Origin of the sequence: Nostoc sp. MG11, from assembly GCF_014904695.1 — a bacterium.
Lineage (GTDB): Bacteria > Cyanobacteriota > Cyanobacteriia > Cyanobacteriales > Nostocaceae > Komarekiella.
This window is the reverse complement of the sequence record NZ_JACXXN010000008.1, coordinates 153,153-173,505: the sequence shown is the minus strand read 5'-3', so window position 1 is coordinate 173,505 and position 20,353 is coordinate 153,153. Positions and strand designations below refer to the sequence as shown.

At 40.1% G+C, this 20,353-nt stretch carries 10 protein-coding genes; 6 read left to right on the top strand and 4 right to left on the bottom strand.

Annotation, left to right across the window (positions count from 1 at the left end; all coding sequences use genetic code 11):
• Window positions 1-93 precede the first annotated feature (93 nt).
• The 4 genes from HCR01_RS14615 to HCR01_RS14600 all read right to left on the bottom strand — a co-directional run bounded on the left by HCR01_RS14615 (window position 94) and on the right by HCR01_RS14600 (window position 8,190).
• Complete coding sequence (locus HCR01_RS14615) at window positions 94-2,124, bottom strand: glycoside hydrolase family 10 protein (protein ID WP_193196885.1); 2,031 nt, start codon at window positions 2,122-2,124, stop codon at window positions 94-96.
• Window positions 2,125-2,260: 136 nt separating this feature from the next.
• The gene (locus HCR01_RS14610; RefSeq protein ID WP_193196884.1) at window positions 2,261-2,881 is read right to left on the bottom strand and encodes a Uma2 family endonuclease; all 621 of its coding nucleotides are present in this window, start codon (window positions 2,879-2,881) and stop codon (window positions 2,261-2,263) included.
• 474 nt (window positions 2,882-3,355) lie between these two features.
• A complete protein-coding gene (locus tag HCR01_RS14605; RefSeq protein WP_193196883.1) occupies window positions 3,356-5,278 on the bottom strand; it encodes a choice-of-anchor Q domain-containing protein in 1,923 nt (640 codons plus the stop codon).
• A gap of 1,343 nt (window positions 5,279-6,621) precedes the next feature.
• Window positions 6,622-8,190 (bottom strand): alkaline phosphatase D family protein, encoded by a 1,569-nt coding sequence (locus tag HCR01_RS14600; protein WP_193196882.1) that lies wholly within the window; start codon window positions 8,188-8,190, stop codon window positions 6,622-6,624.
• Window positions 8,191-9,541: 1,351 nt separating this feature from the next.
• Here HCR01_RS14600 and HCR01_RS14595 point away from each other — a divergent pair.
• The 6 genes from HCR01_RS14595 (at window position 9,542) to HCR01_RS14570 (ending at window position 20,352) form a co-directional block, all read left to right on the top strand.
• Window positions 9,542-10,081, top strand: a complete 540-nt coding sequence (locus tag HCR01_RS14595; RefSeq protein WP_193196881.1) for a chorismate--pyruvate lyase family protein — start codon at window positions 9,542-9,544, stop codon at window positions 10,079-10,081.
• 74 nt (window positions 10,082-10,155) lie between these two features.
• Entirely contained in the window at window positions 10,156-11,697 is a 1,542-nt protein-coding gene (locus HCR01_RS14590) for a class I adenylate-forming enzyme family protein (RefSeq protein ID WP_193196880.1), read from the top strand.
• A complete protein-coding gene (locus HCR01_RS14585) occupies window positions 11,694-11,945 on the top strand; it encodes an acyl carrier protein (RefSeq protein ID WP_193196879.1) in 252 nt (83 codons plus the stop codon). Before HCR01_RS14590 ends, HCR01_RS14585 begins: the two co-directional genes overlap by 4 nt.
• Before the next feature lie 78 nt (window positions 11,946-12,023).
• The gene (locus tag HCR01_RS14580; protein WP_193196878.1) at window positions 12,024-15,386 is read left to right on the top strand and encodes a non-ribosomal peptide synthetase; all 3,363 of its coding nucleotides are present in this window, start codon (window positions 12,024-12,026) and stop codon (window positions 15,384-15,386) included.
• A 1-nt stretch (window position 15,387) separates the two neighbouring features.
• The gene (locus tag HCR01_RS14575; protein WP_193196877.1) at window positions 15,388-16,707 is read left to right on the top strand and encodes an SAM-dependent methyltransferase; all 1,320 of its coding nucleotides are present in this window, start codon (window positions 15,388-15,390) and stop codon (window positions 16,705-16,707) included.
• A 159-nt stretch (window positions 16,708-16,866) separates the two neighbouring features.
• The gene (locus tag HCR01_RS14570; protein ID WP_193196876.1) at window positions 16,867-20,352 is read left to right on the top strand and encodes a non-ribosomal peptide synthetase; all 3,486 of its coding nucleotides are present in this window, start codon (window positions 16,867-16,869) and stop codon (window positions 20,350-20,352) included.
• Window position 20,353: the final 1 nt, after the last annotated feature.

Below are 20,353 nucleotides of genomic sequence, written 5' to 3'. Positions count from 1 at the left end.
GATAAATACTCAAAACCTTGCTGACTATTCGGGTTTTTGCAGTCAAGATTATAAATCACCCAGTAAATAGCAGTACGTACAAAATATATTCTCTCAACTCACTGAAATCACCACACCCACACTTTCATTCGCCAACCTATCCACCGCACACACAGCATAAGTTCCCGGTTGGACAGTGGCAAAGGTTGTGCCAGCAGATAAAATCCGTTGAAGTATCCAAGTATCTCCACTTTGCCGATAGAGTGTCCAAGAACGAACTGGCTGAGTATCACCAGATTGCCAACTGAGTTTGCGGTTGTTGACTTGCAGTTCTGTGGGAGGGGGGGGTGGTGTTGTGTTCTGCCAAGACAAAGTTGGAGGTAGCGCAGGTTTGTTATAAAGCAAACTTTGGAATTTATCAGCAATGCCCTGACTATTTTCTGTCAAAACACCGAGATTAAAGAAGATATTTCCCAGTGAGAACTGTCCAGCCTGGCTACGACTGATTTTCACTTGCTTTTCAATCTCATCACTCTCCCGACTCTTGTTGCTTGGTTCTGTCAGGTTGTTACCAGCATAAACGTGCCTTTGCTTTGTATTTACCTGTGTCCACCACTTAAGCAACGCAGAGTAACTTTGTTGTGTTTGGTCAGTACGCCAGTAAAGTTGAGGGGCGATGTAATCAATCCAGCCTTGTTCTAGCCATTTTTTGGCGTCGGCATACAGCACATTGTAAGCATCTAAACCAGTAATTCCAGGTGGTTGTCCAGGGCGATAAATACCAAAGGGACTAATACCAAATTTAACGTGGGGTTTGGTTGCTTTAATTCCTTGCCAGAGACGCTGTACCATTTTGTTAACATTGTCTCGTCGCCAGTCGCCGATGTTGAGTGTACCACCTGCTGCCTTATATGCAGCGTAGGTTTTATCATCGGGGAAAGATTGTCCCTCGATGGGATATGGATAAAAATAGTCATCTAAGTGAATGCCATCAATATCGTAGCGCTTCACTACGTCTAGAATTACGTTGTATGCTCTGTCTTGAACGATTTTTGCTCCTGGTTCCATCCACAACTGATTACCCCATTGGTAGACAACTTCTGGATTAGTTACAGCTAGGTGAGGGCGGACATTGGGCGAGCCTTTAATGCTAGTTTTGGCACGGTAGGGGTTAAACCAAGCATGAAGTTCAATATTGCGCTTGTGACATTCGGCGATCGCAAACTCCAATGGATCGTAAAATGGTTCTGGTGCTTTACCTTGAGTCCCCGTTATCCAAGCACTCCAAGGTTCTAATTGAGAAGCATATAAGGCATCTCCCTCCGGTCGTACCTGGAAGATCAGGGCATTGAAGTTTAGTGCTTGTAATTTATTGATAATCTCGGTAAGTTCAGCTTGTTGTTGAACAGCAGTTAGTCCCGCTTTAGAAGGCCAATCACCATTCCACACAGCTGCTACCCACGCCCCACGAAACTCCCGGCTGTGATTTAGCTTCAGGCTACCAGGAGGTGTTGGTATCGGTGTTGTAGATGTTGGCGGTACTACAAGGTAAACAGAGACAATCTTTTCTGCCTGACCCAGATAAACTAAAGCTTGATAAATAATCACTGCCACATCGCTACGAGTGGCTGCAAGATTAGGATTAAGTAATTTAATATTTGGGAAATTAGGTACTAGCCCAGCACTAGTTGCAATAGCTATCTGATTTCTGCCATACTCTGGAATCTGAGCGGCATCTTGATAAATTTGTGGTAGTGCTGACAAGGGGTCAGGTTTTATCTTTGCGGCAATTTCTAATCCTGATACTAGAGAAACTAGAACTTCTACCCTTGTAATTCGGTTATTCGGACGAAAGCTTTTATCAGGGAATCCACTAATAAATCCTTTTTCGTAAGCTGTTTGAATTGCAGCTGCGGCCCAATGATTGGTAGGTACATCGACAAAGGGGATGTACTGTCGCTGTTTTGCAACTTGTGTAAATGCTTTGGTGATGATGGCAGCAAACTCAGCGCGGGTGAGTGAGTTATTCGGACGAAAAGTCCCATCAGGATACCCATTAACAATGCGACGCCCTGCTAAGGCTTCAATGAATCGGCGTGTCCAATGGTTTTGAATATCCGAGAAAGAAGTAGAAGTAGATACCATTGTCGATTGCAGCTAGCTGCCCTTAATTTTGATTTCCAATGATAATCTAGCAACATGAGGCGATCGCTGCTGAAATATCCTGTAAACTTTCACTATTAAAGCTTTGCTATTTCTACCAACTATAGAATCAATCGTCCTAAGTTGAGATACCAGCTTGAAAAATCTGTTCTGCGGTTAAGTTCAATTCTGCAAAAATGGGTGATTTAATGTAATCGTCGCCTCGGAACTGGCTGACTTGATATTCACCTTCTACCAAACTGTAAATCGATATAGTCGGTTGTTTGGGGTTGCCAATGAATCGTCTACCACCTAAAGCTGCATAATCTATAATCCAGTATTCTGGAATGCCTACTGCCTCATAGTCAGCGGCTTTTTTTAAATAGTCATCTCTCCAGTTGGTACTTACCACCTCAACAACCAAGGCAATCGATGCTGCTTGGCTAACTGTAGATGCTTTTTTCCACAGAGGTTCATTTACTAAATTGTGACGATTCAACAACAGCACATCTGGTGAGTAAGCTGACTCGCCCTCCAATGGTTTGACAAATGCTGTTTTTGGTATGAAATAAGGAAAATCTAAACGACTATACTCTAAAGTCAACTTTGTCGCTAAAAATCCAATTACCTCTTCATGGTCGCCTGTAGGTGGGGGTATTTCAACAATTACTCCGTCATGTAGTTCATATCGGCGTTGTATATCTGGATACCAAGCAATAAATTCTTCAAATGTAACTATTTTATGTAAAGCCTGAGTCATAATTTAGTTCCTCAAAGCAAAACTGAATATATGCAGATGAGCCAAAATTACTTGTTGAGGACTGACAACATCCTAGATACGTTTTTGCACATTAAATCTAGAGCGCCCCTTGGTGTATCTTACCCAAAGTTGGTCGATAGTGCGAAGCTCAGTTGCCTTTCCTCGTTATTTCACTCACTTAATAGTAATGACAACGAATACCAAGATGTAAAGCGATCGCCTAACGATACCATATTTTAAAGTAGGAACTGCCCTCCAAAGTAGAAAAAGGCATTAGAGCGAGGTTTTTAGATAAAGCAAAGTTAAACAAAGGATGCATTAATTTTTGCAGATCAATGCATGGGAAAAACGATTCCTCCCCATACTCAACGCAGTAGTTCGAGGAGAAATCGCCACAATCTGTTAAATCAGTTTGTTCGCGGGAGGCTATAATTCCCGACGAAAAACTGATCACTAGTTAAAGGGGGTCAAGCCCTAAAACACGAAGCTGTCACTATTTAAGCTGCCTGTATTTGCTGTGTTCACCGTGAGGAAAGATCTGAAACTGCTATCACCATTGCGGCCATCAGGATCTATTTGCACTGTGAAATTTTTGTTACTACTACCTTGCACAACTTTCACATAACCATCGCTTATTGCGTTGCCAGTGTAATTTTTATTCAATAGGTCGTCGAGTAACTCAGTCAGAACAATTTTGTCTGCGCCGATTCGGAAGTCAGTGATTGTATCACCGCGATGATTAATATCAGTGTAGACAAATTGGTCATTGCCGCCACCACCCGTGAGTTTATCGGCACCTTGCGAGCTGAGGAAGCGATCGCCACTGGAAGTGCCAGTTAAGGTATCATTAGCGGAAGTACCAGTCAGTGCAGATGTACTTTCAGCGGAAGTACCAGCCAGTGCAGATGTAGCTTTATTCGCACCGCTAAATTCATACGCCCCACTGTCAGCGTCGCCATCACGTTTAAAACCGCGTTGGTCGGTTCCTGTTGCGCCTGCAACAGCCGCACCAATGGCAGAACTACCAGCCAGCAGCGGATGAACTAGATCACCGTTGACGTTTTGCAGAGAACCCAGTTTGGGGTCGGCAATTCGGGAATTAGCAGTTACTCTGGAGTTTCTGCTATTTGGTGGTGCTGGAAACTCAATATTCCCACCACCATCACGTAACCGGAACGCGGTCTGCTGACCTGTTCCACTAAGATTATTTGCTGTATTGTTGGCAACAATTGAATTGGTGAGTGTTACAGGTTGCCCACCAACAACCCAAAACGCTCCGCCGTTCTTTTGGGCGTAGTTTTTGAAAAAAGTCGAGTTTTTGACGTTGAGTTTGGCATCTGCACTGGGATTAATGGCTATTGCACCACCCAGTCCTTTATCGGTAGTTGCTCTGTTTCCAGAAAAGGTAACGTTTTCGAGGTTGATAACCGCATTTTTTGAGGTTGTATCTCCATCTAACCACAACCCACCGCCTTGGCCTTCGGAAGTGTTGTTTGCAAAGGTAACATTGCGAACTGTCACATTACCATTAAGTCGTGCCCCCCCTCCCTGGGCAATGCCTTTGTAGTTAGACTTGGACTTATTGTTGATAATCTTGGTGTTTTCAACAATTGTCTTATCTTTGCCGTAACCATACAGAAAAAGTGCTCCGCCTGCACCAAAACCCTCATTTCCCTCAAAATGGCTGCCACTAACCTTAATTGTGCCACCCGGAGATGATGCGCTCGCCCTTGGGCCGCCAATACTTGCGCCATCTGCGAAAATCCCCGCGGCTCCATCTTTTGAGCGGTTGTTGAGGAAAACTGAATTTTCTACAGTCAGGGGGCCTAGTTGGGTGTAAATCGCACCACCCGTTTGACCACTGTTATTAGTAAATCGACTACCTTTGACAGTTAGTGAGCCATTATTGTCGTTAGCGATCGCACCTGCACTAAAACCATTTTTGGTAATAGTACCATCGTTGTTGTCGAAGGTGCTGTTAATCACTGTGGCATCACTACGAAAACCAACGTGAATTGCCCCACCTTGACCACCAACATTATTTTTGAACTGAACATTTTCCACCGTTAGTTCACTGTTGGAACTAACTCTAACTGCACCGCCTCTTCCTCTGTCGTATCCATCGGTAATGGTCAAATTTTTCAGAGTGACATCAGTTCCGTATGCGGTGAAGAAAATTCGGCTTTTGTCATTGCCACTGATGGTTAAGTTCTTAGCCGCAGCACCATTAATTGTGACATCACTTTTAACTGACAATTCACCACTGGTGAGCTTAATCGTTTTATTCGCCAGCCCAGATGCAAATGCAATCACATCCCCATCTTTAGCTTGGGCGAGTGCATTTCTCAACGAACCTGCACCCTTATCGTTGGCGTTTTGGACGATGATAGTAGGCATTCAAGAATTCCTCTAAATTATGCTTGGTTAACTATTTCTTGCTACTCAGGCATCGCACAGAATTAACTTACCTGTGTGCTGGAGGGGAAGAAAGATTCAAACCATTTCGAGGTGAAATCTGGTAATTAGAGTCCCCATGAAAATCAGACTTGTCTGGTTAGACGCTTGAAAGTTCTTTGCCAGTGAGTTTTTTGCCCTTCTGAATACTTGCTTCTCATCTATTTGAGTCTTAATTGTCAGTTGAGCTATTTTTCATTTAGGAGAGTCAAAATCAACTTAATCATCATACATGACTTTTTCCGTTATTTTTTTCAAGGCTGGGATCACTTTCTTAAACATAGCCTCAAAGTACTGCTATCCCGTAGATTTATTGTCATTAAATAAAAATAATTGAGAATAAACCATTTTAAAATTATGGTTTTTTTGATATTTCAAGACTTAGCGGGAAAAGTCAGCAGTCCCAAATTCCATTACACATATCCATAATGGTGAGTGCCAATACTTCTGCATATAACGATGAAACAATGAAATAAGAAAAATTAATGAAATAGGAAGATGTTGTCGAGGAAGCAGAACCATCAAAGCAACCTTTGTGATTAATTCAGCTCCAGATTTTTCTTAAAATGTAGGCAGTGTTTGAGGTACAGGTGAGGTCTTGCATATTTTTTAAATTAATGCTTACATTGATAACTAGTAATCAGCAGTCCGCCATATCAAAAGATAGACAGCTTTGTTTTGTGAGGGTTATAGTCTTTAGAGAGCAGCCGTTAAAGCCATTTTCAATCTGAATGGCATAAAACCAACATCAATGTATTTCAACTCAATTTGGACAAATTTATTATCCAAGGTATTGATTTGCATATACTCTTTGAGGTTACGACATGCGAAATATTCTAATCGCTCTTTCATCTAGAAGGAGTGCTTGTGATTAGCCTGATTTATGCTGGTTTCTACCTTTATTTGTATTGAGCTTGTTTGCTATTTTTTACATCAATACTCCAGCAATACAATCAGTGATCAAACCTGCAAGCAATTATGCAATTATTGACTGCATACTTAAACATGCTAATTCATATTGATGTTGCGATGCCATCCCTGCAATGCCACCAATAGTAATCTTAATTGAACCTAATCATTTGCAAAATTACACAATGCATATATGGCAATAATAGCCGGACGCTGAAAAATTTTATCATTCTCAATCAGTAGGTAATGGGCAGTGGGTATTGACAAGAAGCTGAAGGAAAACTCTTCTCCCCTGCTCTCCTACTTCTTCCTCATGCCCTATGCCCTTACTCTATACCCCTTGTGAGCGTGGTTTTTTCATTCCTTTAGAGATTTGGTTACATCCGATGTGCGCCCGGTTGTCCGTTTTGGACTGCAAACGAAGCTAAAGTACTGATAGAAGCATTCGAGTCAGTAATGCTGGATACAACACGGTAGTCGCTTTGCCAGCGTTCTGAGGTGAGGTGACAGCGGACATAACCCCGGAATGCACCATCGAAAAACTTGGTGTGGGGATTGTCTCTCAGAGCAACTTCAACTAGGGGGATGAACTGGGACGGAAAGTCAGAGGAAATTGAGGTTCCCACGAACTCTGTGCCGACTGTCGCGGAAGTCGGTTTACTAAAATCAATCTTGAGGTCGTGTACCCAACTAGAGTGGATATCTCCAGTAATAACCACAGGGTTTGATGGTTGTCGTTGGTTTAGGAAACTCAGAAGGCGATTACGTGCAGCTACGTAACCGTCCCACTGATCCACGTTGAACACTTCTGCGTCTGGGCTGGCGTTAAAATCGTATTCAGCTAACATAGTCTGTTGAGCAATCACATTCCAACGCGATCGCGACTTATCTAACCCTTTAAATAGCCACTGCTCTTGCTCTGAGCCTGTCATAGTGGCATTTACATCAGAGGCTTGGTCACAACGGGGCTTGAGTCCGTCATCACAAGGTTGATCAGTGCGATACTGGCGGGTGTCTAGCACACTGAACTCAGCTAAATCACCATAAGTAAACCGTCGATACAGCTGCATGTTTGCTCCTTGAGGCAGCGAAGATTGACGCAGTGGCATGTGTTCGTAGTAAGCTTGGTAAGCATTGGCTCGCCGCGCCACAAATGCTTGCTGGCTTTGGTCATCTTCAGATATTAAGTTTGCATAGTTGTTGTCAACTTCGTGATCGTCCCAAGTGACTATCCAGGGAAAGGCTGCGTGAGCCGCTTGTAGATTCGGGTCAGTCTTGTACAAGGCGTGACGGTTACGATAATCGGCAAGAGTGACTATTTCTGGGCTGTTATGTTGGCGTGGGCCACCCGATTGCGGCCCATACTCGTAAATGTAGTCTCCAAGATGAACAACTAAATCAAGTTCCTCATCAACCAAATGCCGATAGGCTGTGTAGTAGCCGTTTTGCCAATCTTGGCAAGAAACAAAGGCAAAGTTGAGTTGTTTGATGTAACTATGGAATCCGCTAGCTGTACGAGTTCGCCCGATGGGGCTAACTTCATTACCTACTTTAAACTGATACCAATACCATCGGTCAGGCTCTAGCCCACGCACATCAACGTGTACCGAGTGGGCTAATTCTGGAGTCGCCAGCGTTTTCCCACGTTGTACGACTTTCTTCATATTCTCATCAAGTGCAATTTGCCACTGCACTACAACGTTTCTGAGTGGCATTCCACCGCCGAAGAGTGGAGCGGGAGCCAGTCGTGTCCATAATACAACACCATCTGGCAAAGGATCACCAGAGGCAACACCAAGACTGAATGGATAGTCAGAAAACCTCGTTTTTGCCAATACTGGAAGCCCTTGGCTAGTCACCGCTAACCCGGTTAAGAACGCTGCACCCAGCAAAAAACTCCGCCGTCTGCACTGATTGGATAACAGGCCGCAATTTTTAAGTTCCATATTCACCCCTACTTTTGATGTCGATACTGTTGGCATTCAGGAGCGTCAGTTACGAGTAGCGCAAAGAAATTTAGTAGCTTGTTTTGACTCGTCTCCAGCTTGCTCAACTAAACAAAAGGAACCTACCAACCTAGGATCAAGTAAGGATTAAGGTAATGTTAAGTTTAACTGGTAGATCCTGATGAGAAAACTTGGTACACCCCACTCAACCAGTTACGGCGATGCCTGCGGCGGACGTAGCCATCGCCAACTCGTCACAGCACTCCTGCTTTAGTCAATGCTTTGAATTGTCTGGTTAAAGTGCGTGAAGTTGTTTTTTAACGAAGTCAGAAGTCAGAGCCAAACTTGTATCTACCAACTTTCAGAGGCTTTGGGATGATTTTTGGGATAATTAATGTTTAAAACCCTTGCTTAATCGTCATCCATCTCCTCCGAAAAAATCGTTATCCTAATTGTACATGTTTCTCTAGCTGCAAATAAGTTACAGTTGGCAATTCTGCTTGATTAACTGTTTTAAATATTTTAATTATCTCCTTAACTGTCTTAACTGTCTTAACTGTCCAATTAATTTTTGACTTAGCTATCTTAACTGTCTTAACTGTCTTAACTGTCCGATTAATTGTTTACTTAACTGTCTTAATCTGCTATTGCATTTTCTTGATAAAGCTGAGATGATAAGAATCAGATTTAATTTTTAAAAAATACTACGAAATAATAGATAGTTTATGTAATGAGATTAATCTTTGACTTTAATAAATACATTCTAATTTACTCAAAATTGTCTATCAGACTCGCAATGCAGTTTGGTTAAAAGGTAAGAAAAAGTATTTTGAATACATTATTTTCCTCTTTCTCCAGACCACAAAGAAAGTGAAAAGTAGTTATCTAAACCATATTGATCAAACTCCCAGTGCGATCACATCTAAATTACTCCTGATCGCAAATAAGGTTAAAAACAAACGAAAAAATCAGATTGGAATTCTATATAATAAATTAAAACAATAAAAAATGCTTCCTTCATAAGTAACTAATATTAAGTAGGAAAATCAAAATAAAAGTTCGTATTCATTTAATTGATAATTTATGCTTTAGACTATATTAATTAAGTTTTTTGCTTAAAAATGACTGAGTATTTCATAAAGTTTTTATCTACAATTAGTGTATTAACTAACAGTAATCTTTGGGACAAAAACTGTTACACACTGTTGAATATCTCTTGCAAATATTTCTTGAGTATGAGGCGAAGATATTTTACTAACCATTATTTTTTGAAAAAATACTTAATCAAATATAGGATATAAATTCCTCACAACAAAAAACAGTAAAAAGCATACACAATATCAGATAAAAGATGCAAATATCATTGACAACTAAGCATATTGATTTGTTTAAATTAAGTCTTTTCCAAAGAATTTTACTAACAACTGATGGCACGTTGACGGAAATATTAGAAGCTTATTTATTGGAAAAAGTTCAGTTAGTCAAGTTATCAGAAGAATTAGTCATAATTACAAAATCTATTTCAGCTTTAGATTTAGATATTGGCACTCAAGTAATTAAGAGAAAAATATTGTTACAAGGCCAGATTAGTCTAAAAAACTTTATTTACGCTGAATCTATAATTGTACCTGAAAGACTAGATAACAGATTGAAGTCCAGACTAATCGAATCCCAGGAACCAATGGGTAGGCTCTGGTTAGAGCATAAACTTGAGATATTTAAAGAAATAATTGATTCAGCTATAGAAACAGCTGAAGACTTATCTGATTATTTTAATATAGCAAGAGAAGACAAAATGCTTTCTCGGACTTATCGAGTTTTTTCTAACAGAAAGCCGATAATAATGATTACTGAAAAATTCCCGAAAAGCTACTTCATTAAAGAACATTAAAGAAATTGAATAGTTAAATATCTAAATAAGAACAGATTTGCTTAAGCCTGTATATTTTTAATCGTTGAGGAAAAATGTTAAAAAAAAGACTTGTTGAAATCGTAAGAAAATATCCTAAAAAAACTGTGATCGCCTATAATAATTCAAGAATTAGCTATCAGCAACTATACACTAATATCAAAGAATTAAGTAACAATTTAAGCAAAATTGGTATAGTCCAAGGTGACTGCATAGCTTTGATTTTACCTAATAGTCCAGAATTTGCGATCGCCTTTTACGCTACTGCCAAACTGAACGCTATAGCTTTGCCAATAAATCCCCTTCTTAAAGAAGAAGAAATCAACTACTACATTATCGATAGCAATGCTAGGGCAATTATTACCAGTAGTGCTGGCGCGGATATCAGTCGTAAAATTATCTCAAAAATAAACAATAAAATAGAATTAATTATCCTTGATGATATTTATTCACCTACTAAAGAATTAAATAACTCAATAATTACAGAAAGCTCCTCTACCTTTATAGGGGATGTGCTTTATCAATATTCCTCTGGTTCTACAGGTAGACCTAAAAGAGTATGTAGAACTCAAAATAATCTATATCACGAAGTTACAAACTTTTCTGAAACCACTCATATATCTTCAGTAGATCATATTTTATGTGTAGTGCCACTGTATCACGCACATGGATTAGGAAATTGCCTATTAGCTGCCATACACAACGGTGCGACTCTGGTGATTTTAGAACCAGTTTTACATCAAGGAAAAGCTATTGAAGTGCCATTTGTTTTTAGACGTTCGAGAGTGTTAGAACTTATAGAAAAAGAGAAAATTACTATTTTACCTGGTGTTCCTTATATATTTAATACTCTAGCAGAAGCATCAGATGAAACTGAATCTGATATTTCTACACTGAAATTATGCTTTTCCGCCGGTAACTTTTTATCAAAAGAGATTTTTGATAAATTTCTTCAGAGATTTGGCATTACAGTGAGACAACTTTATGGTTCTACAGAAGCAGGTTCTATTGCAATTAATCTAGACGAAGACATAAAAAATACCTTCGATTCTGTAGGTCTTCCTTTAAAAAATATTGAGATTAAAATTATTGATGATGCAGGAAAGGAACTCCCAACTGGAAGCATTGGAGAGTTAGTCATCAAAAGTCAAGCATTGACTAAAGGATATTGTAATCAGCCACAACTAAATCAACAAGTATTTAAAGATGGGTCGTTTTTCACTGGTGATTTAGGTAAGAAAGATGAAGCCGGGCGTATTTATATTACTGGTAGAAAGCAAATTTTTATTGATACAGGAGGTCACAAAGTTGATCCACTAGAAATAGAAAATATCCTGATAACTCACCATCAAGTTAAAGAAGCAGTTGTTGTTGGTATCAAAGGCTTGTATGCAGGAGAAATCATTAAAGCGGTTATTGTACCTCAAAACCGAGATATTTGTGATGAAAAAGATATTTTATCTTACTGTAAAGACAGGTTAGCTGATTTTAAAATACCAAAAATTATCGAATTTCGTAGCGAGATACCCAAAAGTCCATTAGGCAAAGTATTAAGAAAAATTTTAATTGATAATTTATCAAAACCAGTAAATTCATGAAAAGTCTTGATTTAATTAAGCAAGAAACTAAAAATATTGTCTTAAACGTTTTACCAAATATTAATATCGAAGATTTCTCAGAATCTAGCAATCTTTTTAGTATGGGTTTAGATTCTGTTAATGCCATGACCCTTGTCTTGAAACTACAGAATAATTTTGGGATTAAGTTTACAGTTAGTGATATTAATGCAGGAAATTTTCAAAGCGTAGAAACTATTGTGAAACTAATTAATGAAAAGCAAGGCTGATAATTTTTATAACCAAGCTTTTTCAGCAAAACAAAAGACTCCAGTAAATCCTGAAAAACCTGAAGCAAAAAGACTAAAATGAGCTATTCTGCTGAAATAAATCCATTAGAACCAAACAAGACAGTAAAAACAGGAGAGAATATCTGGCAGGCGATCGCAAGTATTCTCGATTTACAGAATCAAGCTCCAGCCTTGATACCTGTATCTCGCCATCAACACCTACCTTTGTCCTTCTCCCAAGAAAGGTTATGGTTCCTCTACCAATTGCAGCAAAATAGCTCCACCTACAACGTCTCCTTTGCTTTTCGCCTCCAGGGTTTACTCAACATTTGTGCATTAGAGTATAGTCTCAATGAGATAATCCAACGCCACGAAGCATTACGAACTACATTTTTCGCTTCAGAAAATAAGCCAGTTCAAGTAATTACTCCGAGCCTAAAATTAACTTTACCTGTAGTCTATCTTCAAGAACTTCCTCAAAGCGAAAGAGAAACTCAACTTTTACAAATAGTCAAAAACGAAGCTCAACAACCCTTTAATTTAGAGCAAGACTCGCTGTTGCGGTCTTCCCTAGTGCAACTAGATGAAAATGAATATGTACTACTCTTAAGTGTCCACCACATTGTTTTTGATAGTTGGTCGGAAGGTATTTTTTGGCAAGAACTGACAGCCTTGTACACGGCTTTTTCTGTTGGTAAGCCTTCTCCATTGCCTGAATTGTCCATTCAGTACGCAGACTTTGCAATTTGGCAAAAACAATGGTTGCAAGAAGCTCAAGTCATCGAAATTCAACTGAACTACTGGAAGCAACAGCTAGCAAATTCGCCTCCCCTGCTAGAACTTCCCACCGATAGAGTGCGCCCACCAATCCAGACAAACCGTGGCGGTATCGAGCGCTTTAGCTTAGACAAGCGTCTGACGCAAAAACTCAAAAGCCTTAACGAACATTCAGGCGCAACCTTATTTATGACTTTGCTGAGTGGCTTCGTCATCCTACTATCGCGCTACAGCAATCAACAAGACATTCTCGTCGGTTCTCCAATAGCCAACCGTAACCGTAGTGAAATAGATTCACTTATCGGCTTTTTTGTCAACATTTTGGTGTTGCGTACTGACGTTTCCAGGAATCCCAGTTTTTGGGAGTTATTGCAAAGAGTACGCCAAGTCGCGCTCGATGCTTACGCTCATCAAGATGTGCCGTTTGAGCAAGTAGTAGAAGCCTTACAGCCACAAAGAAATCTCAACTACTCTCCATTGTTCCAGGTAATGTTCGTTTTGTTGAATACGCCACCGGGAAAATTGGAATTGCCTGGTTTATCTGTAACTGCCTTAGAAATAGAAAACCCGACAGCTAAGTTTGATTTAACCTTGTTGATGACGGAAACTGAACAAGGACTGAGTGGAAGTTTAGAGTACAACTCTGACCTATTTGATCGATCTACAATTACCCAAATGGCAGGGCATTTTGTCACCTTGCTAGAAGGTATTGTTGCTAACCCAGAGGAAAGAATTTCGCAATTACCACTGCTGACACAACCTGAGCAACAACAGTTATTAGTTGAATGGAACGATACTCAGGCGAAATATCCTGCCGATCAGTGCATCCATCAGTTGTTTGAGTCGCAGGTTGAGCATACTCCTGATGCTGTAGCGGTGGTGTATGACAATCAACAATTAACCTATGAGCAGTTAAATTGTCGTGCTAATCAGTTAGCTCGTTACTTGCAGTCCTTGGGTGTCAAACCAGATACATTGGTTGGGTTGTGTGTAGAACGATCGCTAGAAATGATTGTCGGTATACTAGGCATTCTCAAAGCGGGTGGTGCTTATTTACCCCTTGACCCTGAGTATCCGATTGAGCGTCTGAGCTTTATGCTGGAAGATGCTCAAGTTCAAGTACTGCTCACCCAACAGCAATTAGTCAACCAGCTACCTGAGCATGCTGCCAGAGTTTTCTGCTTAGATACCAATTGGGAAAAAATAGCTCAAAATAGTGAGTCAAACCCGGAAAACACCGCAACACCCAATAACCTAGCTTATGTCATCTATACTTCAGGTTCCACAGGTAAACCTAAAGGCGTTTTAGTCAACCACGCTCATATAGTGCGTCTGTTTGCAGCTACAGCAGCATGGTATCGCTTCAATGCCCAAGATGTGTGGACAATGTTCCACTCCTACGCCTTTGACTTTTCCGTGTGGGAAATTTGGGGAGCTTTGCTGTATGGTGGACGACTGGTAATAGTTCCTTACTTAGTGACGCGATCGCCCGAATCATTCTACCAGTTATTAGCTCAAGAACAAGTCACAGTTCTCAATCAAACACCCTCCGCCTTTCGCCAATTAATTCAAGCCGAACAGTCAATGACAACTGCTGATGAGTTGAACTTACGCCTAGTAATTTTCGGTGGAGAAGCCTTAGAAATCAAGAGTTTACAGCCTTGGTTTAAGCGACATGGCGATCAGATGCCCCAATTAGTGAATATGTACGGGATTACCGAAACCACTGTACACGTCACCTATCGTCCCTTGAGCAAAGCCGATTTAAATCATAGCGCCAGTGTCATTGGTCTTCCGATACCTGACTTACAAGTGTATGTGCTGGATGAATATAAACAACCAGTACCAATCGGTGTTCCAGGTGAAATGTATGTCGGTGGTGCAGGGGTAACGCATGGTTATCTGAATCGTCCCGAACTGACAGCAGAACGTTTTATTTGTCATCCTTTTAGCAACAACCCTCAAGCGCGACTATATAAAACAGGGGACTTAGCACGGTATTTGCCCAATGGCGAGTTGGAGTATTTAGGACGAATTGACAATCAAGTCAAAATTCGCGGCTTCCGCATAGAGTTGGGAGAAATTGAGGGATTACTAGCGCAACACTTAGCCGTTTGGGAAAACGTGGTGGTGGTACGAGAGGATGAACTCAACGACAAGCGTTTAGTTGCTTACGTAGTGCCGAAGACAGAGCAATCTCTCACCGTCGCAGAACTACGTCGCTTCCTCAACGACCAACTGCCAAGCTACATGGTTCCCAGTGCTTTTGTCATGCTAGAATCTTTACCCTTAACATCTAACGGTAAAATAGACCGCCGCGCCTTACCTGCCCCAGAGTCGCGTGAGGGACTAGAGGTAAATTTTGTAGCCCCGCGCACCCCACAAGAAGAAATATTGGTAAAAATTTGGGCTGACATCCTCAAAGTAGAGCCAGTAGGTATTCACGATAACTTCTTTGAACTGGGAGGAAATTCCCTCTTGGGGGCGCAAGTAATTTCTCGATTGCGCGTTGCTTTCTCTATTGATTTGTCTTTACACCGTTTATTTATATCTCCTACTGTAGCTGAGTTAGCTAATAACATTGAGATACTACGAATTGCAACAAAAGACGAAGATACTTGGATGACTAATACAGAAGAAGAATACGAAGAAGGGTGTTTATAAAATGACAACAGTTGAATTTTTTGCTTCACTCAAAGATTTAGGCATCACAATCTGGATTGAAGATAATCAGCTACGCTATCGCGCTCCCAAAGGAGTAATGACATTAGATATCAAACAGGAATTGGTGGAACGAAAAACAGAAATACTTACGTCTCTCAAACAAGCAAAAGATGTGATGGGCGACAAACGCTTAGTAACTGATGTAGTTTCTCAAAAAAATGTCAAGTCAATATCTCAGGAAGAGTATGAAAAGCCTAGTCAAATTGAACTATGGCCATCATTAGCAGAATTCTTCGTGTATGATGATTTTTTGTACTACCTTTTAACTAATGATCGCCGCAGAAATCACAGCTATAAAGTGGCTATTAATCAGTTAGTCAAAGATAAAGTAGTTGTCGATATAGGAACAGGCAAAGATGCAATTTTAGCTAGATTTTGTGTAGAAGCCAATGCGCGGAAAGTCTATGCAATTGAAATGAGCGAAAAATATTACAACTCAGCCAAAGCTTGCATTAACAAACTTGGTTTATCGGACAAGATAACCTTAATTTTAGGGGATGCAACCAAAGTTAGTTTACCTGAATTGGCTGACGTTTGTGTGTCAGAAATAGTTGGCTCCATTGGAGGAGTTGAAGGCGCGGCATTAATTTTGAATAACGCCCGCAGATTTTTGAAAGAAGATGGAGTGATGATTCCGGCAAGAAGCGTTACTAAAATTGCTGGTGTTTGCCTACTTGATGAGTTTTTGCAAAATCCAGAGTTTACAGAAATCCCAGCTTATTATACCCGTAAAATATTTGAACAAGTTGGATACCCCTTTGATTTAAGGTTATGTCTGAGACATTTTTCCAAGTCTAGTATTATCTCCACTAGCTCGATTTTTGAAGACCTGAATTTCGCAGCTACTATCGAGCCAGAATATAGTCACAAAGTCAATCTCAGCATTCTAAAAGATTCGAGATTGGATGGCTTTATCGTTTGGCTCAACCTACACACAATAGAGGGAGAAGTTATCGATGTACTAGAGCATGAATATTGCTGGCTACCTGTATATTTCCCAGTCTTCTCGCCAGGAATTCAAGTTTCTCAAGGAGACAAGATAGAAGCCATTTGTAGTGGCTCGCTTTGTGAGAACAATCTGAACCCAGACTATAAGATAGAAGGTTATGTGATTAAAAAAACAGGACAAAAAATTGAATTTAAATACTATTCGTATCATTACAAAATGGCATTTAAACAAACATTATTTTATAAGAATCTTTTTTCTAACTATGTGTTGAATTCTAATATAAATAGTTCTGTTACAACATCAAAAAGGTAGTAAGTAGAAAAGCCAAATTAAACCTAACTTGGAATTGCCGGGTTTCGACTGCGCTCAACCCTCTTCTAGTCAGGCTACTGAGTTCTAAATAATTGCAATTACCTACTTAAATACAACTTTGCCAATGATTGGTTTGACTAGTAATAAAGCAAAATAAATATGAATAATGATATTAATAAAACAACCGTATTTGAATTTTTATCTTTACTGAACAGTTTAGATATAAAAGTTTGGGTTGAAAACGACCAACTTCGCTATCGCGCTCCCAAGGGAGTAATGACATCAGCCTTCAAGCAGGAGTTGATAAAGCGAAAAGAAGAAATATTTAACTGTCTTAAAGAAGCAAAAACAGATAATAAATTAGCTTTTGAACCTATTTTATCTGTTGACCGAGATAGCGATTTACCTTTATCTTTTAGTCAACAAAGGTTGTGGTTTCTCAATCAGTTAGATAAACAAAACTCCTTTTATAATGGCAGTGTACAACTTCGGATTACTGAGGCGCTAAACATAGCAGCATTAGAGCATAGCCTCAACGAAATTATCCGTCGCCACGAAGCTTTACGGACTATTTTCCTAACAGTAGATGGATTAGCGGTACAGAAGATTATCCCTACTTTGACTATCAATATATCCGTAGTAGATGTAGAAGGATTAGAAAAAGGTGAAATCCAACAACTAGTTACTAAAGAAATTCAGCAACCTTTTGATTTAAGTATCGCTCCTTTATTGCGAGTTACTCTACTGCGCCAAGAAGTAGAATCTTACCTATTAGTATTGACTATGCACCACATCATTACTGATGGCTGGTCAATGGAAATATTCTTTAAAGAGTTAGAAGTTTTTTATGATGCTTTTACTAAAGGACAACTAAGTTCCTTACCAGAGTTAACGATACAATACGCTGATTTTGCCCTCTGGCAACGCCAATGTTTAACTAAAGAAGTTCAACAAAAGCAACTTGAGTATTGGAAACAACAGTTAGCTGACGCACCGCCATTATTGGAGTTACCAACAGATTATCCGCGTCCACCAGTCCAGACTTTTTCTGGTGCTACTCAAAGATTTCAACTCGAAAAGGATTTAACTTCTCAACTAGTAACCCTCAGTCAAAAGTCAGGTGTAACTTTGTTTATGACCCTGCTGACAGCTTATGTCGTCTTACTACATCGTTACAGTGGTCAAGATGATATTTGTATCGGTTCGCCTTTCGCTAACCGCGATCGCCAAGAACTTGAATCACTCATCGGCTTTTTTGCCAATACTTTAGTTTTGCGTACCAACTTGACAGGCAACCCCAGCTTTAACGAATTACTGAGTCGTGTTCGTGAAATCGCAATGGATGCATACACTCATCAAGATTTCCCCTTTGAAATGCTGGTTGAGGCATTGCAACCGCAAAGAGACCTCAGTCATACACCCCTATTCCAAGTAACGTTTGCCCTCCAGAATGCTTCCACGTCTCCAGTAAACTTGACTGGGTTAACTGTCACTTCATTACCTACAGAAACTACAACTACCAAATTTGATTTGACTTTATTAATAGAAAACACAAGTACCGGGCTGGTAAGTGTATGGGAGTATAACACTGACTTATTTAATGCCAGCACAATTGAGCGCATGGCTGGGCATTTTCAAACATTGCTTGAAAGTATTGTTGCTAACCCAGAGGGAAAAATTTCGCATTTGCCAATGCTAACACAAGTTGAGCAGCATCAATTATTAGTTGAATGGAACAATACTCAGACGGATTATCCCGAAGATAAGTGTATTCATCAGTTGTTTGAGGAACAAGTTGAACGTACCCCTGATGCTGTGGCGGTAGTGTATGGCGATCAACAACTCACCTACCATGAATTGAACTGTCAGGCTAATCAGTTGGCGCACTACCTCAAGTCTTTGGGAGTGGGAGCAGATATGCTAATAGGTATTTGCGTCGAGCGTTCTTTAGAAATGGTTGTGGGACTACTAGGCATTCTCAAAGCTGGTGGTGCATACCTGCCACTTGATCCAGAGTATCCCCAAGAACGCTTACAATTTATGCTGGCAGATACTCGCTTAAAAGTGCTGTTGACTCAAGAGAAATTTGTAGAGACGTTGCATACAACGTCTCTAGATCAGACCCGTGTCGTCTGCTTAGACATAGACTGGCAAAGCATTAAGGAAGTAAATCACGATAATCTCAACAGTACAGTCAGTTCCCAAAACCTAGCTTATGTGATTTACACCTCCGGTTCTACAGGCACACCCAAGGGAGTAATCGTCACACATCAAGCTGTAAATCGATTGGTTTTCAACACCAACTACATACAATTAACACCCGATGACCGCGTTGCTCAAGCTGCAAATATTGCTTTTGATGCTGCAACCTTTGAAATTTGGGGAGCATTGCTTCACGGAGCAAAACTAGTTATTTTCCATCAATCTGTACTGCTCATCCCGAAAGAGTTTGCTGTAAATATGTGCTCCTATGAGATTAGCATCTTATTTTTAACTACAGCTTTATTCAATCAGTTAGCCAGTTTTGTACCGCAAGCATTTAGTTCTCTACGATATTTACTATTTGGTGGTGAAGCGGTTGACCCCAGATGGGTGGAAGAAGCCCTAGACAAAGGCGCTCCACAGCAATTACTCCATGTCTATGGCCCAACAGAAAATACTACTTTTTCTACTTGGTATTTAGTAGAGAAATTACCAACAAAAGCCGTAACTATCCCCATTGGTCGGGCAATTTCCAATACACAAATCTATTTATTAGACCAAAACTTACAACCTGTAGCGATTGGTATACCAGGAGAATTGTACCTTGGTGGAGTAGGATTAGCACGCGGCTACCTCAATCGCCCAGAATTAACACAAGAGAACTTCATCCCTAATCCATTTTGCACTGACCCACATTCGCGCCTCTACAAAACTGGGGATTTAGTACGCTATTTAAGTGATGGCAACATTGAATATATAAGACGCATTGACAATCAGGTAAAAATTCGAGGCTTCCGTATCGAATTAGGCGAAATCGAAGCCGTACTGAGCCAACACGGTGATGTACAAATATCTTGCGTCATTGCCAAGGAAGACAGTTCAGGTAGTAAGTGTTTAGTCGCTTATGTAGTGCCACATCAACAGCAGACACTTACAACTAGCGAACTACGACAGTTCCTTGTCGATAAACTGCCTGGGTATATGGTGCCATCTGCTTTTGTGATATTGGAGTCCCTACCTCTGACACCCAACGGCAAAGTAAACCGTCGCGCTCTACCTGACCCAGATTTACATCAAGAACTATCAGATTATGTCATGCCAAATACGCAAGCAGAAAAAATCATTGCTGACATTTGGCAAAAAGCCTTAAAAGTAGAAAAAGTGGGAATTTACAATAATTTCTTTGAACTGGGAGGTCATTCGTTACTACTAGTAATAATTAATCAGCAATTGCAAGAACAATTTGCTTTGGAAATTTCAATAGTTGATATGTTTAATTACCCAACTATACATACTTTAAGTCAATATTTGAGTACTTCTATTCAAAAAGAAGATCCAAACAAGCACAATAATTATCGTACTCAATCTCATAGTGAAATTAAATCTTTAAGAACCCAACAATTACAATCCAGACAACAATATCGCTCCCAGAGAAAAAGGTAAA

Bases quoted from the DNA above. Each gene is read 5' to 3' on its own strand.
- HCR01_RS14615 (WP_193196885.1), bottom strand. From the start codon at position 2,124: ATGGTATCTACTTCTACTTCTTTCTCGGATATTCAAAACCATTGGACA.
- HCR01_RS14610 (WP_193196884.1), bottom strand. From the start codon at position 2,881: ATGACTCAGGCTTTACATAAAATAGTTACATTTGAAGAATTTATTGCT.
- HCR01_RS14605 (WP_193196883.1), bottom strand. From the start codon at position 5,278: ATGCCTACTATCATCGTCCAAAACGCCAACGATAAGGGTGCAGGTTCG.
- HCR01_RS14600 (WP_193196882.1), bottom strand. From the start codon at position 8,190: ATGGAACTTAAAAATTGCGGCCTGTTATCCAATCAGTGCAGACGGCGG.
- HCR01_RS14595 (WP_193196881.1), top strand. From the start codon at position 9,542: ATGCAAATATCATTGACAACTAAGCATATTGATTTGTTTAAATTAAGT.
- HCR01_RS14590 (WP_193196880.1), top strand. From the start codon at position 10,156: ATGTTAAAAAAAAGACTTGTTGAAATCGTAAGAAAATATCCTAAAAAA.
- HCR01_RS14585 (WP_193196879.1), top strand. From the start codon at position 11,694: ATGAAAAGTCTTGATTTAATTAAGCAAGAAACTAAAAATATTGTCTTA.
- HCR01_RS14580 (WP_193196878.1), top strand. From the start codon at position 12,024: ATGAGCTATTCTGCTGAAATAAATCCATTAGAACCAAACAAGACAGTA.
- HCR01_RS14575 (WP_193196877.1), top strand. From the start codon at position 15,388: ATGACAACAGTTGAATTTTTTGCTTCACTCAAAGATTTAGGCATCACA.
- HCR01_RS14570 (WP_193196876.1), top strand. From the start codon at position 16,867: ATGAATAATGATATTAATAAAACAACCGTATTTGAATTTTTATCTTTA.